Annotated in this window: 11 protein-coding genes; 8 read left to right on the top strand and 3 right to left on the bottom strand. The window is 69.5% G+C overall.

Features of this window, described 5'->3' with window-relative positions; genetic code table 11:
* Positions 1–55: 55 nt before the first annotated feature.
* The 3 genes from gltX to ACXNSR_RS27425 all read right to left on the bottom strand — a co-directional run bounded on the left by gltX (position 56) and on the right by ACXNSR_RS27425 (position 2,616).
* On the bottom strand, positions 56–1,531 hold the full coding sequence (gene gltX, locus ACXNSR_RS27435) for a glutamate--tRNA ligase (protein WP_458638069.1): 1,476 nt from the start codon (positions 1,529–1,531) through the stop codon (positions 56–58).
* Positions 1,524–2,330 carry a fumarylacetoacetate hydrolase family protein gene (locus tag ACXNSR_RS27430; RefSeq protein WP_458638068.1) on the bottom strand — a complete coding sequence of 269 codons (807 nt, stop codon included), beginning with the start codon at positions 2,328–2,330 and terminating at the stop codon, positions 1,524–1,526. The genes gltX and ACXNSR_RS27430 overlap by 8 nt, the downstream gene beginning before the upstream one ends.
* A 97-nt stretch (positions 2,331–2,427) precedes the next feature.
* The gene (locus tag ACXNSR_RS27425) at positions 2,428–2,616 is read right to left on the bottom strand and encodes a hypothetical protein (RefSeq protein WP_030009260.1); all 189 of its coding nucleotides are present in this window, start codon (positions 2,614–2,616) and stop codon (positions 2,428–2,430) included.
* A gap of 579 nt (positions 2,617–3,195) precedes the next feature.
* Here ACXNSR_RS27425 and ACXNSR_RS27420 point away from each other — a divergent pair.
* The 8 genes from ACXNSR_RS27420 (at position 3,196) to ACXNSR_RS27385 (ending at position 13,440) form a co-directional block, all read left to right on the top strand.
* Positions 3,196–6,813, top strand: coding sequence for a sensor histidine kinase (locus ACXNSR_RS27420; RefSeq protein WP_458638067.1), 3,618 nt, complete (start codon positions 3,196–3,198; stop codon positions 6,811–6,813).
* A 9-nt stretch (positions 6,814–6,822) separates the two neighbouring features.
* Complete coding sequence (locus ACXNSR_RS27415; protein WP_030708442.1) at positions 6,823–7,236, top strand: roadblock/LC7 domain-containing protein; 414 nt, start codon at positions 6,823–6,825, stop codon at positions 7,234–7,236.
* A gap of 151 nt (positions 7,237–7,387) precedes the next feature.
* Entirely contained in the window at positions 7,388–7,780 is a 393-nt protein-coding gene (locus ACXNSR_RS27410) for a DUF742 domain-containing protein (RefSeq protein ID WP_030014827.1), read from the top strand.
* Positions 7,761–8,342, top strand: coding sequence for a GTP-binding protein (locus tag ACXNSR_RS27405; RefSeq protein WP_046776286.1), 582 nt, complete (start codon positions 7,761–7,763; stop codon positions 8,340–8,342). The genes ACXNSR_RS27410 and ACXNSR_RS27405 overlap by 20 nt, the downstream gene beginning before the upstream one ends.
* A 293-nt stretch (positions 8,343–8,635) precedes the next feature.
* Complete coding sequence (locus ACXNSR_RS27400) at positions 8,636–11,818, top strand: sensor histidine kinase (RefSeq protein ID WP_458638066.1); 3,183 nt, start codon at positions 8,636–8,638, stop codon at positions 11,816–11,818.
* Positions 11,819–11,828: 10 nt separating this feature from the next.
* On the top strand, positions 11,829–12,242 hold the full coding sequence (locus ACXNSR_RS27395) for a roadblock/LC7 domain-containing protein (RefSeq protein WP_030037347.1): 414 nt from the start codon (positions 11,829–11,831) through the stop codon (positions 12,240–12,242).
* A 93-nt stretch (positions 12,243–12,335) separates the two neighbouring features.
* On the top strand, positions 12,336–12,875 hold the full coding sequence (locus ACXNSR_RS27390) for a DUF742 domain-containing protein (RefSeq protein ID WP_189748657.1): 540 nt from the start codon (positions 12,336–12,338) through the stop codon (positions 12,873–12,875).
* Positions 12,856–13,440: a GTP-binding protein gene (locus ACXNSR_RS27385; RefSeq protein WP_007266770.1), complete on the top strand. Its 585-nt coding sequence runs from the start codon at positions 12,856–12,858 to the stop codon at positions 13,438–13,440. Before ACXNSR_RS27390 ends, ACXNSR_RS27385 begins: the two co-directional genes overlap by 20 nt.
* The last annotated feature ends 60 nt before the right edge of the window (positions 13,441–13,500 follow it).

The raw sequence follows: 13,500 nt of genomic DNA, 5'->3' as shown, positions 1-13,500 counted from the left end.
CCCGCACCCCCGGCAACTGCCCCGGGGTGCGGGCCTGGTCCTCGTACGGGAGCGGCTAGGCGGCGAGCCTGGCCAGCGCCGCGTCGATACGGGCCAGCGAGCGCTCCTTGCCCAGGATCTCCAGGGACTCGAAGAGCGGCAGGCCCACCGTGCGGCCGGTCACGGCCACGCGGACGGGGGCCTGGGCCTTGCCGAGCTTGAGGCCGTGGGCCTCACCTGCGGTCAGGACGGCCTGCTTGAGGGACTCGGGGTCGGCCCAGTCCGCCGACTCCAGGTTGGCGCGCGCGGTGGTGAGCAGCGCGGCCGGCTCGCCCTTCATCGCCTTGTCCCACGAGGCCTGGTCCTCCACCGGCTCCTTCAGGAACAGGAAGTCGACGTTGGCCGTGATGTCCGACAGGACGGTCACCCGGGTCTGGGCGTGCGGGGCGATCCGGGCCCAGGCCTCGGCGTCGAAGTCCTCGGGGGCCCAGTTGGCGTGCGGGGCCTGCAGCCACGGGGCGCAGGCGTCCGCGAAGGCCTTCGGGTCCAGCAGGCGGATGTGGTCGCCGTTGATCGACTCGGCCTTCTTCAGGTCGAAGCGGGCCGGGTTGGCGTTGACGCCGTCGATGTCGAACTTGGACACCATCTCCTCGATGGAGAAGACGTCCTGGTCCTTGGAGAAGGACCAGCCGAGGAGCGAGAGGTAGTTCAGCAGGCCCTCGGGGAGGAATCCGCGCTCGCGGTACAGGTTGAGCGAGGCCTCGGGGTCGCGCTTGGAGAGCTTCTTGTTGCCCTCGCCCATCACGTACGGCAGGTGGCCGAAGGCGGGGGTGCTCTTGGCGACGCCCAGTTCGATCAGCGCGGCGTAGAGGGCGATCTGGCGGGGGGTCGAGGACAGCAGGTCCTCGCCGCGCAGGACGTGCGTGATCTCCATCAGCGCGTCGTCGACCGGGTTGACCAGCGTGTACAGGGGGGCGCCGTTGGCCCGGACGATGCCGAAGTCCGGCACGTTCTCCGGGGTGAAGGTCAGCTCGCCGCGGACGAGGTCGGTGAAGGTGATCGGCTCGTCGGGCATCCGGAAGCGGACGATCGCCGGGCGGTGCTCGCCCTGGTACGCCTCGACCTGCACGGGGGTGAGCTCGCGGCAGTGGCCGTCGTACCCGGAGGGCTTGCCGGCGGCGCGGGCGGCGGCGCGGCGGGCGTCGAGCTCCTCGGTGGAGCAGTAGCAGTGGTACGCGTAGCCGCCGTCGAGCAGCTTCTTCGCGACGTCCGCGTAGATGTCCATGCGCTCGGACTGGCGGTACGGGGCGTGCGGGCCGCCGACCTCGGGGCCCTCGTCCCAGGTGAAGCCGAGCCAGCGCAGCGAGGCGAGCAGCTGGTCGTAGGACTCCTCGGAGTCACGGGCCGCGTCGGTGTCCTCGATGCGGAAGACGAACGTACCGCCGTGGTGGCGGGCGAACGCCCAGTTGAAGAGTGCGGTCCGGACCAGGCCCACGTGGGGGTTGCCGGTCGGGGAGGGACAGAAACGTACGCGGACAGGTCCGTTAACCACGCTTGATCACCTTGTTGGTGAGAGTGCCGATGCCTTCGATGGTGACGGCGACCTCGTCGCCGACGTTGAGGGGGCCGACTCCGGCCGGGGTCCCCGTGAGGATGACGTCGCCGGGCAGCAGGGTCATCGCCTCGGAGATGTGGACGACCAGGTCCTCGATGGAGCGGACCATGTCGCTGGTGCGGCCGAGCTGGCGCTGTTCGCCGTTGACCGTGCACTGGATGGTCAGGTCGCTCGGGTCCAGGTCGGTCTCGATCCAGGGGCCGAGGGGGCAGGCGCTGTCGAAGCCCTTGGCCCGGGCCCACTGCTTCTCCCGCTGCTGGACGTCGCGCGCGGTGACGTCGTTGGCGCAGGTGTAGCCGAGGATGACGTCCTTGACGCGCTCCTTGGGGACCTCACGGCACATACGGCCGATCACCACGGCGAGCTCGGCCTCGTGGTGGAGGTCCTGGGAGAAGGAGGGGTACGTGATCGGGTCGCCCGGGCCGACCACCGAGGTGGACGGCTTGAAGAAGGTGATCGGGGCGTCCGGACGGCCTTGATCGTCAAAGATGGCGTTGCCGAGCTCCGCCGCGTGCTCCGCGTAGTTGCGGCCGATGGCCACGACCTTGTTCGGGAGCACGGGCGGCAGCAGCCGGACCTTGCTCATCGGGACCTTCGTACCCGAGAGCTCGAAGTCCGCGAAGGGGATGCCCTTGATGATGTCGAGCACGAGCGTGGAGTCGTCGCCGGGGGCGCCGTCGCCCTCGACCGCGCCGAACGCGACGTTGCCGTCGATCGAGAACCTGGCGATGCGCACCTGTTGCGTCTGCCCCTCTGTATTTCCGCTGGCTGGAGTCTGCGGACCCCAGGCTAACGCGGCGGGCAGCGGCGCTTCACGTTCCTTTGCGGGGTGGCTACTCCGCGGCGGCGGCGACCGGCACGTTCATCAGGACGGTGCGGCGCGGGTTCGCGGTCTGCGTCGGCAGCTCGACGGCGTGCTCCGGGGTGGCCGGTGCCGCCTGCAGGTCCTCGGCGTCCTTGAGGTGCGCGAGGGTCGTGCGGCGGGGGTTGGCTATGTTGCGGAACATCGTCGTCGTCTTCATCGGAGTTCGGGGTCCTCGGTTCGATCTGTGAGTGTCGGCTGTCGCATGCACCAACCCTGGCGCCAACCCTTTAAGGGGCAAGGCTAAACATCTGAATCCCCCGGCGAACCGGGAAGTAATGGCCACGGCTATGTGAGTTTGCTCACCCTTGACCTGACATTACTGGCAAATTGGACAGCCAACTCCACCCCCCGAAACGGACATTGCGCCACTGAATGCTGCATTCCGCTCCTGATCATCTCGACTGGGACACCTTGACAGCCGCGTTGTTTGGATGACGTAAGTCCGGTTTCTACCGAATGCAGTCGCACATCGCGTAGCCCATCTGTCACAAGCCGTAACCAACTCTCCGGGGCGGCGCTCGCACCTTGTTGGAGATCCGCCACTGTGCTGGAATTCGCGGGACCGCCGCGGGAATGAGCCGGCGCGCAGGTGGCGCGACACCGCGCCGAACGCGGTGGCAAGGAGAGGAAGACGCGCCGGTCACCGACGACCACCATGGGGCGGCAAGTGCCCCACGACTCGACACCGTCCCACCGGTCGCCCGGCGGGACGCCTGGTCCAGAGGTTGCGACGCTAGTGCAGGGACGATTCAAGAGGGATGGCAGCGCTGCGGCGGAGCAGGAGCCGCGCGGCGGGACCGACCGTGGCTCCTCGCCCCAGCACGCCCAGAACCGCGGGCCGGCTGTCGAAGGCGCAGGCCCCGACACCGCCGCCGCGGTGAAGGCGAAGGGCCGTGGGAAGTCCGTGAAGGCCAGGGTCAAGGCGAAAGCCGTACCCGCCGCGCCTGCCGGACCGGCTGAGCAGGACGAGGCGATACCGAAGGCCCCCAACGGGCCCGGTTCTCGTCTCGCCATGCAGAACTGGCGCATCAGCACGCGACTCGTGTCGCTGCTGACCCTGCCGGTCGTCGCCGCCACCACGCTCGGTGGTTTCCGTATCAACGACTCGCTCAACGACATCGCGCAGCTGGAGCACATGCAGCTGCTGACGACGATGACGCGACAGGCCACCAACCTGGCCGCCATGCTCCAGGAGGAGCGCGACCTCTCCGCGGGTCCGCTCTCCCTCTCCAAGGGCAAGACCACCAGCAGTGTCGACGTGGTCCGGCAGCAGACCGACACCGCCGCCAAGGCCTTCGCCGCGGCGACCGACAAGGTCGACAGCACGGGCGAGAAGGACGACACGCTCAGGTCGATCCGTAACAACGTCCTGCAGATCGGCCGCCAGCTCACCAACATCGAGACGATCCGCACCAGGGCGTACGTCAACGGCGCCCAGCAGACCGTCAGTGAGTACAACGCGGTCATCGTCTCGCTGCTCTCGCTCTCCCAGGACATGGCGCAGGCCACCTCCAACCCGGAGATGATCAAGCGTACCCGTGCCCTGGCCGCGTTCTCCGCCGCCAAGGAGTACGCCTCCATCCAGCGCGCGATCATCGCCGCCTCGCTCCCCGACACCAATGAGCGCCAGGGTGAGCTGAGGGAGAACGACCGGCTGTACGCCCTCTCCGCCCAGAAGGGCGAGCAGCAGGCGAAGACGACCTTCGGACTCGTCTACCAGGGCCGCACCGAGGAGCTCCTCGCGGGTCTGGGCGACAGCAACTCCGAGATCTCCACGGCCGACGGCTACTCCCGCCGCGTGCTGGCCAGCCAGGACGCGTTCCTCCGGGAGAAGAACCGCTCCTGGCTCGACTGGTACGACGCCGACGGCACCAAGCTCCAGGCCATGAAGGTCATCGAGCTGACCCTGCTCGAGGAGATGGAGCAGAAGGCCCGTGAGCTGAAGAACGAGGCCCAGCAGGACGCCATCATCAACGGTGCCCTGATCCTCCTCGTCCTCGGTGTCTCCCTCGTCGGCGCCTTCGTCATGGCCCGCTCGATGATCCGCTCGCTGCGCCGTCTGCAGGACACCGCGACGCGCGTCGCCCAGGACCGGCTGCCCGAGCTCGTCAAGCAGCTGTCCGAGTCCGACCCGCAGGACGTGGACACGTCCGTGGAGTCGGTCGGTGTGCACACCCGCGACGAGATCGGCCAGGTGGCCGCGGCGTTCGACGACGTGCACCGCGAAGCCGTCCGACTCGCCGCCGAGCAGGCCCTCCTGCGAGGCAACGTCAACGCGATGTTCACCAACCTCTCGCGCCGCTCGCAGGGCCTCATCCAGCGTCAGCTCTCGCTCATCTCCGAACTGGAGTCGCGCGAGGCCGACCCGGACCAGCTGTCCTCGCTCTTCAAGCTCGACCACCTCGCGACCCGCATGCGCCGTAACGGCGAAAACCTCCTCGTCCTCGCGGGCGAGGAGCCGGGCCGCCGGTGGACCCGCCCCGTCCCGCTCGTCGACGTGCTCCGTGCCGCCGCGTCCGAGGTGGAGCAGTACGAGCGCGTCGAGCTGGCCTCGGTGCCGGGCACCGACGTCGCCGGCCGCGTGGTCAACGACCTCGTGCACGTCCTCGCCGAGCTGCTCGAGAACGCCACCTCGTTCTCCTCCCCGCAGACCAAGGTCAAGGTCACCGGTCACGCGCTGCCCGACGGCCGCGTGCTCGTCGAGATCCACGACACCGGCATCGGCCTCTCCCCCGAGGACCTCGCCGCGATCAACGAGCGACTCGCGTCGCCGCCGACCGTGGACGTCTCCGTCTCCCGGCGCATGGGTCTGTTCGTGGTCGGCCGCCTGTCCCTGCGACACGGCATCCGCATCCAGCTGCGCCCCTCCGACTCGGGTGGTACGACGGCCCTCGTCATGCTGCCGGTGGACGTCGCCCAGGGCGGCAAGAAGCCGGCTCCGATGCCGGGCCAGGGCGGTCCCGGCGGTGCTCCGGGTGCTCCCGGTGCGCAGGGTGCCGTGGGCGGCGCGGCCGCACGTCCGTCCGTGGGTTCGGGCCCGCAGCGCGGTCAGGTCGCCGGTGGCGGCCAGCGCGCCGCTCTGCCGGGCCGCGACGGTGCCGGCCAGCGTCCGCAGGGCGGTCGCCCGCAGCAGGGTGGTCCCGGTGCTCCCGGCGGCCGTCCGCAGCAGGGTCCGACCACCGCGGGCCAGGGTGCCTTCGGTTCCGGTGCGCCGCTGCCGACCCGCGGTCCGGTCCCCAGCCCCGGATTCGGCGGCCCGCAGGCCCGCCCGGCTTCCGGTCCGACCGGATACCCGCAGGGCAACGCCTTCGAACGACCCCAGCAGCCGCAACCGCAGCAGCAGTCGCAGCAGCAGCCCCAGCAGCCGGCCGCTCCCGCGGCGCCGGCTCCCAACGGCCCCCGGCCGCAGCTGCCGCCGCGCGGTGGAGCTCCTCGTGCGGAGCTTCCCGGGCCGCAGACCACCAGCTGGGGCAGCGACCAGGCGCGCGGTCACGACGAGCTCTCGGGCCCCGGCTCGACGGCCGAGTTCGCCCGCCCGGACTTCAACGCCCCGATGCCCCAGGCGGACGCCGGCAACAGCACGACCGGACAGTTCGAGCGTCCGGACGTGCGGGGCCCCATGGACCCGTCCACCACCGGACAGTTCGAGCGCCCGGGCTACCAGCCCCAGCGTCCCGGCGGCCCCGGTGTCGGCGGCTACGCCCCGCAGCAGCCCCAGGCCCAGGCTCCGCAGGCCGGCAACGGGTACGCACCCGTACCGCCCGCGCGGCCCGAGACCCCGCGGCTCCCGCAGGCTCACCGGCCGGAGGCACTGCCCCCGGCCCAGAGCCCCGGCGAGGCCCGCAGCCCGATCTTCGACACCCTGGAGTCGAACTGGTTCCGCGAGGAGGGGCAGCAGCCCCCCGCGCAGGGACCGGGCACGGCCGTCCCCCAGCAGGGCCAGCAGTCCGCTCCGGCGGCTCCGGCGCCGCAGCAGCAGCCGCTGCCGCAGCGCGGCCAGGAGCAGGCGGCCGATTCCGCGGCCACGGCGACCGGCGCGATGCCGACCGTCAGCTGGAAGTCCTCGCCGAACGACGAGCTGATGCGGCAGGCAGAGCGCGTGCGCCAGCCCGCCGCCGGCGGCATCACGACCTCGGGGCTGCCCCGCCGGGTCCCGCGGGCGAACCTCGTGGCCGGCACCGCGCAGCAGCAGGCCGAGGCGCAGTCGGGCCCGCAGGTCTCGCGCGCACCGGACGACGTCCGTGGCCGTCTGACCAACCTCCGACGCGGTATCCAGCAGGGCCGTCAGGCCGGCAACAACGGACCGGCGACCGGCAGTTACCACATCGACCCCACTTACCAGCAGGAGCGTTAGTTGAGTTCGATGAGCCAGGCGGCACAGAACCTGAACTGGTTGATCACCAACTTCGTGGACAACACCCCCGGGGTGTCGCACACGGTGGTGGTCTCCGCCGACGGACTCCTTCTGGCGATGTCCGAAGGATTCCCCCGCGACCGCGCCGATCAGCTGGCGGCCGTGGCCTCCGGACTGACCTCGCTGACCGCCGGTGCCTCCCGTATCTTCGAGGGTGGCGCCGTCAACCAGACCGTGGTCGAGATGGACCGGGGATTCCTCTTCCTCATGTCCGTCTCGGACGGATCCTCGCTGGCCGTACTGGCGCACCCGGAGTGCGACATCGGCCTCGTGGGCTACGAGATGGCTCTTCTGGTGGATCGCGCGGGCAGTGTCCTCACCCCGGACCTGCGCGCCGAACTGCAGGGAAGTCTGCTCGGCTGACTTCCCACTCTCCCGGCCGGACGGTACTACCGGCCGGGGGATCGGGGCCCGCCCCGAAATCCAGTACCCCCGCCAGGCCGTCATCCCGTCCCCCCCACCGGCCGCCCCGTAAGACGGCACGCTGACCACTGCTGTCCAGCCCGGAGGATCAATGACCCCGCCCCCCGCCTACTCCGATTCGTACGGAGACTCGTACTCGGAAGGCGATCAGCCGCTGGTGCGTCCGTACGCGATGACCGGCGGCCGGACCCGGCCCCGCTACCAGCTCGCCATCGAGGCGCTGGTCAGCACGACCGCCGATCCGATGCACCTGTCCGGCCTGCTCCCCGAGCACCAGCGCATCTGCACGCTGTGCCGCGAGGTCAAGTCGGTCGCCGAGGTCTCCGCACTGCTGTCGATGCCGCTCGGTGTCGCCCGGATCCTCGTCGCCGACCTGGCCGAGGCCGGAATGGTGGCCATCCACCAGCCGGGCAATGGAGAGGCCGGCGGCACGCCGGATGTAACGCTGCTCGAAAGGGTGCTCAGTGGCCTTCGGAACATCTAGCGGAGCGGCTCCCCGCTCCACCACCTCCGCGAAGATCGTGGTGGCGGGCGGCTTCGGCGTGGGCAAGACCACGTTCGTCGGAGCCGTGTCGGAGATCAACCCGCTGCGCACCGAAGCCGTCATGACGTCCGCGAGCGCGGGCATCGACGACCTCACCCACACCGGTGACAAGACGACCACCACGGTCGCCATGGACTTCGGCCGCATCACGCTCGACCAGGACCTGATCCTGTACCTCTTCGGTACGCCGGGCCAGGACCGCTTCTGGTTCATGTGGGACGACCTGGTCCGCGGCGCCATCGGTGCGATCGTGCTCGTGGACACGCGCCGTCTCGCCGACTGCTTCCCGGCGGTCGACTACTTCGAGAACAGCGGCCTGCCGTTCGTCGTGGCCCTCAACGGCTTCGAGGGGCACCAGCCCTACACGCCGGAGGAGGTCCGCGAGGCGCTGCAGATCGGCCCCGGTGCTCCGATCATCACCACCGACGCCCGCCACCGCGCGGACGCCAAGAGCGCGCTCATCACGCTCGTGGAGCACGCGCTGATGGCGCGGCTCAAGTAACACGGTTTCAGTTGTCGCGCGGGAGGGGCGGGCTGTGTCCTACGACACGGCCCGCCCCTGTCGTTCATAACGTTTCGACAGAGAATTGCAGCCATTTGGCAACGGGGTGCGGTCGTCTGGTACCACTGCGCGCACAACTGCCCCCGTTTTTGCCGCAGGACGCTCTTTATGTCCGGTTTATGTAGGGCATAAGCTTCTGGGTGTGGCCGGTTTCAACTGTTTGGAACACGGCCGTTAACCGTGCTGGAATTCAACGAACTAGCTAGTAGCACCGCCGAGAGGTTGTTGGTCGAGTGAGGCGAAGCATCGCAAGCCCCGCGGATGAACCCGCGCGCGGCAACTTCACCCCGCCGCCGCGAGCGGCCGCGTCGCCCGTCGACGTGCCCGTGGACCCGCCCGCGAGCAGCGGGAGCAGCAGCAGGTTCTCGCCCCGCAACTGGCGTGTGCCGACACGTCTGAACGCCATCCTGCTCGTGCCGGCCCTCGTGGGTCTGGTCATGGGCGGCTTCCAGGTGAAGGGCTCCATCGACACCTGGAACGAGGCCAAGGACGCCGAGAAGATAGCCACGGTCGTCCAGGCGGCCTCGGGCTACAGCCAGGCACTGCTCAACGAGCGTGACCTGACCGCCGAGCCCCTCCTGAACGGCCAGACGAAGGACCCGAAGGTCCTCAAGGCCTACGCGGACACCACCGCGGCCAAGGAGAAGTTCGACAAGGCCGTCCAGGACATGCCGAAGAACCTCGGCCTGGAGCGGCGCCTGGACCTCTTCCGCGCGGAGGAGCCCAAGCTGGACGCCGTACGCGAGAAGGCGTACCAGGCGGCCATCGAGAGCCCGAAGAAGAATCTGCCCACCGCGGCCGGCCCCATCCCGACCGAAGAGGGCTATGTGCTGGTCCAGCACTACCTCATGCAGTTCGCGAACGAGCTCGGTCTCGGCACGGGCAACGTGACCTCGTACGGCCGCATGGTCTACGCGATCCAGCTGGCCAAGGCGGCGAACTCGCTGCAGCGCGCCGTCGGTACGCACCTGCTGGTGCGCCCGAGCAACGACGAGAACACGCGCAAGGCCCAGCTCGTCGCCTTCTCCTCCTACGCCTACCTCGAAGAGATCGCCATCGGCGAGTACGTCGCGGCGGGCACCGAGGACGACGTGAACCGCCTCAAGGCGGTCATGGCCAAGAAGTCCGAAGAGGGCCAGGCCAAGATCGCCGACGCGAAGCACCAGGCCGAGCAGGCCGGTGTCCGCTTCACGCCGCCGCCCACGGTCAACAACTCCCCGCTCCTCGGCATGACCGAGGCGATCGCCAACAGCGAGAGCAAGAAGAAGCTCTCCGAGACCGGCGCGACCCCCGCCTTCTGGCAGGCCGCCGCCACCGCGAAGTTCGACGGTTACGACGAGGTCGAGAAGGAACTCCTCGACAAGGCCGTCAAGGACGCCGTCGCGGTCTCCGACGACGCCCGCACCGACGCGATCGTCAACGGCGCCATCGTGGTCGTGGCCCTGCTCGCCGCCTTCATCCTCGCGGGCATGATGGCCCGCCAGATGGGCCGCTCGATGGCCCGCCTGCGCACCGCCGCCTTCGACATCGCCGAGCAGCGCCTGCCGATGCTCGTCGACCAGCTCTCGCGCACCGATCCCGGCAAGGTGGACACCCGTGTCCTCCCGATCCCCATCGACTCCCAGGACGAGATCGGCGAGGTCGCCCGCGCCTTCGACCAGGTCCACCGGGAAGCGGTACGGCTCGCGGCCGAGCAGGCGCTCCTGCGAGGGAACGTCAACGCGATCTTCACCAACCTCTCCATGCGCAACCAGTCGCTGATCGAGGGCCAGCTGACCCTCATCACCGACCTGGAGAACAACGAGGCCGACCCGGACCAGCTGGAGAACCTCTTCCGCCTGGACCACCTGGCCACCCGTATGCGCCGCAACGGCGAGAACCTCCTCATCCTCGCGGGCGAGGAGCCGGGCCGCCGCTGGGACCAGCCGGTCCCGCTGGTCGACGTGCTGCGCGCCGCCTCCTCCGAGGTGGAGCAGTACGAGCGCATCGAGCTCTCCGGCGTCTCGGAGGCCGAGATCCACGGCCAGGCCGTGACCGACCTCGTGCACCTGCTCGCCGAGCTCCTGGAGAACGCCACCACGTTCTCCTCCCCGCAGACCAAGGTCCGCGTCAACGCCACGCGTCTGCCCGACGGCCGCGTGATGGTCGAGATCCACGACAAGGGCATCGGCCTCACCGCCGAGGACTTCGCGGACATCAACCACAAGCTGGCCAACCCGCCGACCGTGGACGCCGCGATCTCTCAGCGCATGGGTCTGTTCGTGGTCGGCCGGCTGGCGGACCGCCACAGCATCCGCGTCCAGCTGCGTCCCTCGGGCGAGGCTGCCGGTACCACCTCGCTGATCATGCTCCCCGACGCCATCACCCACGGTGGCGGTGGCGAGGGCATCCCGGACGACGACTTCACGGTCTCGCAGATCATCCCGGAGCAGCAGGCCCAGCAGGCCGCCCCGCTGCGCACGGCCGCCGAGCTCGGCTTCGACGACTCGCGGTACGACCAGCAGGGCTCCGAGGGCCTCGCTGCCGACCCGGTCGGCCGGTCCCTGGGACAGCAGGAGCGCCGGGCCGCGCTGGCGGCCCAGGTGGGTTACCCGCAGGAACAGCAGCAGTTCCCGGCCCAGGACTATGCGGAACCGCAGCCGGAGCACGGGTACCAGGAGTACCAGGGCTACGAGCAGCAGTCCGAGCAGGGCTACGACACCTCCTACGAGGCCCAGCAGGCGCAGCAGGGCTACGACGCGTACCCGCAGCAGGACTACGGCTATACGGAAGACGGCTACCCGGACCAGCAGCCGGCCGCCCAGGGCTACGACAATGGCTTCGAAGCCGTGCCGGCACAGGCCGAATGGCCCGATCAGAACACCTATCCGGCTGCCTACCAGCAGGATTACGGGACTGAATCGGAATCCCAGGCCGTCCCCGAACCGGCTCCGGAGCGCGTAGGCTTCGACCGTCCGGGTGCCGCTGCCGACACCGGTCACGCGATGACCGGAGCGGGCCTGCCGCGTCGCGGCAGCCAGCAGCAGTGGCCGTCCGGGAAGCAGCAAGCGGAGTCCACCGGATCCCTCTTCGAACAGCGGTCGCCGCGTCAGCAGCAGCCCGCCGAGACGGAGCAGGCCCCGGAGGAAACTGAAGGCACCGCCGCCTGGCGTTCGCGCAACGACGAACGCTGGCAGCAGGCCGGAAAGCTCCGTGAGCCGAAGGCGGGCGGGATCACCTCGTCCGGTCTCCCTCGGCGAGTGCCCAAGGCCAACCTGGTCGAGGGCGCAGCGGAGACGACCCCGCAGGGCGGCCCCCAGGTCTCCCGCGCTCCGGAGGACGTCCGCGGCAGGTTGAGCAACCTGCGGCGGGGTGTCCAGCAGGGACGCAGCGCGGGTTCTGAGCAGTCAAGTAACAGCTATGACCAGGAGCGTTAGTGTGAGCCCGATGAGCCAGGCGGCACAGAACCTGAACTGGTTGATCACCAATTTCGTGGACAACACCCCCGGGGTGTCGCACACGGTGGTGGTCTCCGCCGACGGCCTTCTTCTGGCGATGTCCGACGGGTTTCCGCGCGACCGCGCCGATCAGCTGGCGGCCGTGGCCTCCGGACTGACCTCGCTGACCGCCGGTGCCTCTCGCATCTTCGAGGGTGGCGCCGTCAACCAGACCGTGGTCGAGATGGACCGGGGATTCCTCTTCCTCATGTCCGTCTCGGACGGATCGTCCCTCGCGGTGCTCGCGCACCCGGAGTGCGACATCGGCCTCGTGGGCTACGAGATGGCTCTTCTGGTGGATCGCGCGGGCAGTGTCCTGACCCCGGACCTGCGTGCCGAACTGCAGGGAAGCCTTCTCAACTAGCAAACAGGCAGTGCGTTTCGCGCCATCGCACCGTAGGGTGCGGTGGCGCGGTTCCACAGGGAGTACTGCGTTCTTGGAGTCGGAGGAGGAGACGTGACAACACCCGGAGGACATCCTTATGGCGGCGCGCAGCAGCCGCAGGGTGGGCACGACCAGAACCGCTTCAACTTCCCCTCCGCGCCGAGCCGGCCCGTGCCGGAGCAGAATCCCTACCAGCAGCAGCAGTACGGACAGCCCCAGATGCCTCCGCAGCAGCCGCCGCGCGCCGCGCGCCAGCCTGCTCCGAAGGCTCACAATCCGCTGGTGCGTCCGTACGCGATGACCGGCGGCCGTACTCGGCCGCGCTACCAGCTCGCCATCGAGGCGCTGGTCAGTACCACGGCGGATCCCGCTCGTCTGCAAGGGCAGTTGCCCGAGCACCAGCGCATCTGCCGCCTGTGCCAGGAGATCAAATCCGTAGCGGAGATCTCGGCACTTCTCTCCATTCCTCTTGGTGTCGCCCGCATCCTCGTCGCCGACCTGGCGGAGGCGGGCCTTGTCGCCATTCACCAGCCCGGCGGCGACGAGTCTGCCGGTGGCCAGCCAGACGTGACACTGCTCGAAAGGGTGCTCAGTGGACTTCGCAAGCTCTAACGGCGGAGCGGCTCCCCGCTCCACCACCTCCGCGAAGATCGTGGTGGCGGGCGGCTTCGGCGTGGGCAAGACCACGTTCGTCGGCGCGGTCTCCGAGATCAACCCGCTGCGCACCGAAGCCGTGATGACCAGCGCCTCGGCCGGGATCGACGACCTCACCCACACCGGTGACAAGACGACCACCACGGTCGCCATGGACTTCGGCCGCATCACGCTCGACCAGGACCTGATCCTGTACCTCTTCGGAACGCCGGGCCAGGACCGCTTCTGGTTCATGTGGGACGACCTCGTCCGCGGCGCCATCGGTGCCGTCGTCCTCGTGGACACGCGCCGTCTCGCCGACTGCTTCCCCGCCGTCGACTACTTCGAGAACAGCGGCCTGCCGTTCGTCATCGCCCTCAACGGCTTCGACGGACACCAGCCCTACACGCCGGAGGAAGTCCGCGAGGCCCTGCAGATCGGCCCGGACGCCCCGATCATCACCACCGACGCCCGCCACCGCGCGGACGCCAAGAGCGCACTCATCACGCTCGTCGAGCACGCGCTGATGGCGCGGCTGCGGTAGCGGCCCCGCCGCACCCGACAGGCCCCTGTGTCACACGACACGGGGGCCTTCGTCATGGGG

The sequence above is a fragment of the Streptomyces sp. NC-S4 genome (genome assembly GCF_054353315.1).
This window is presented reverse-complemented; position numbering and strand designations above follow the sequence as displayed.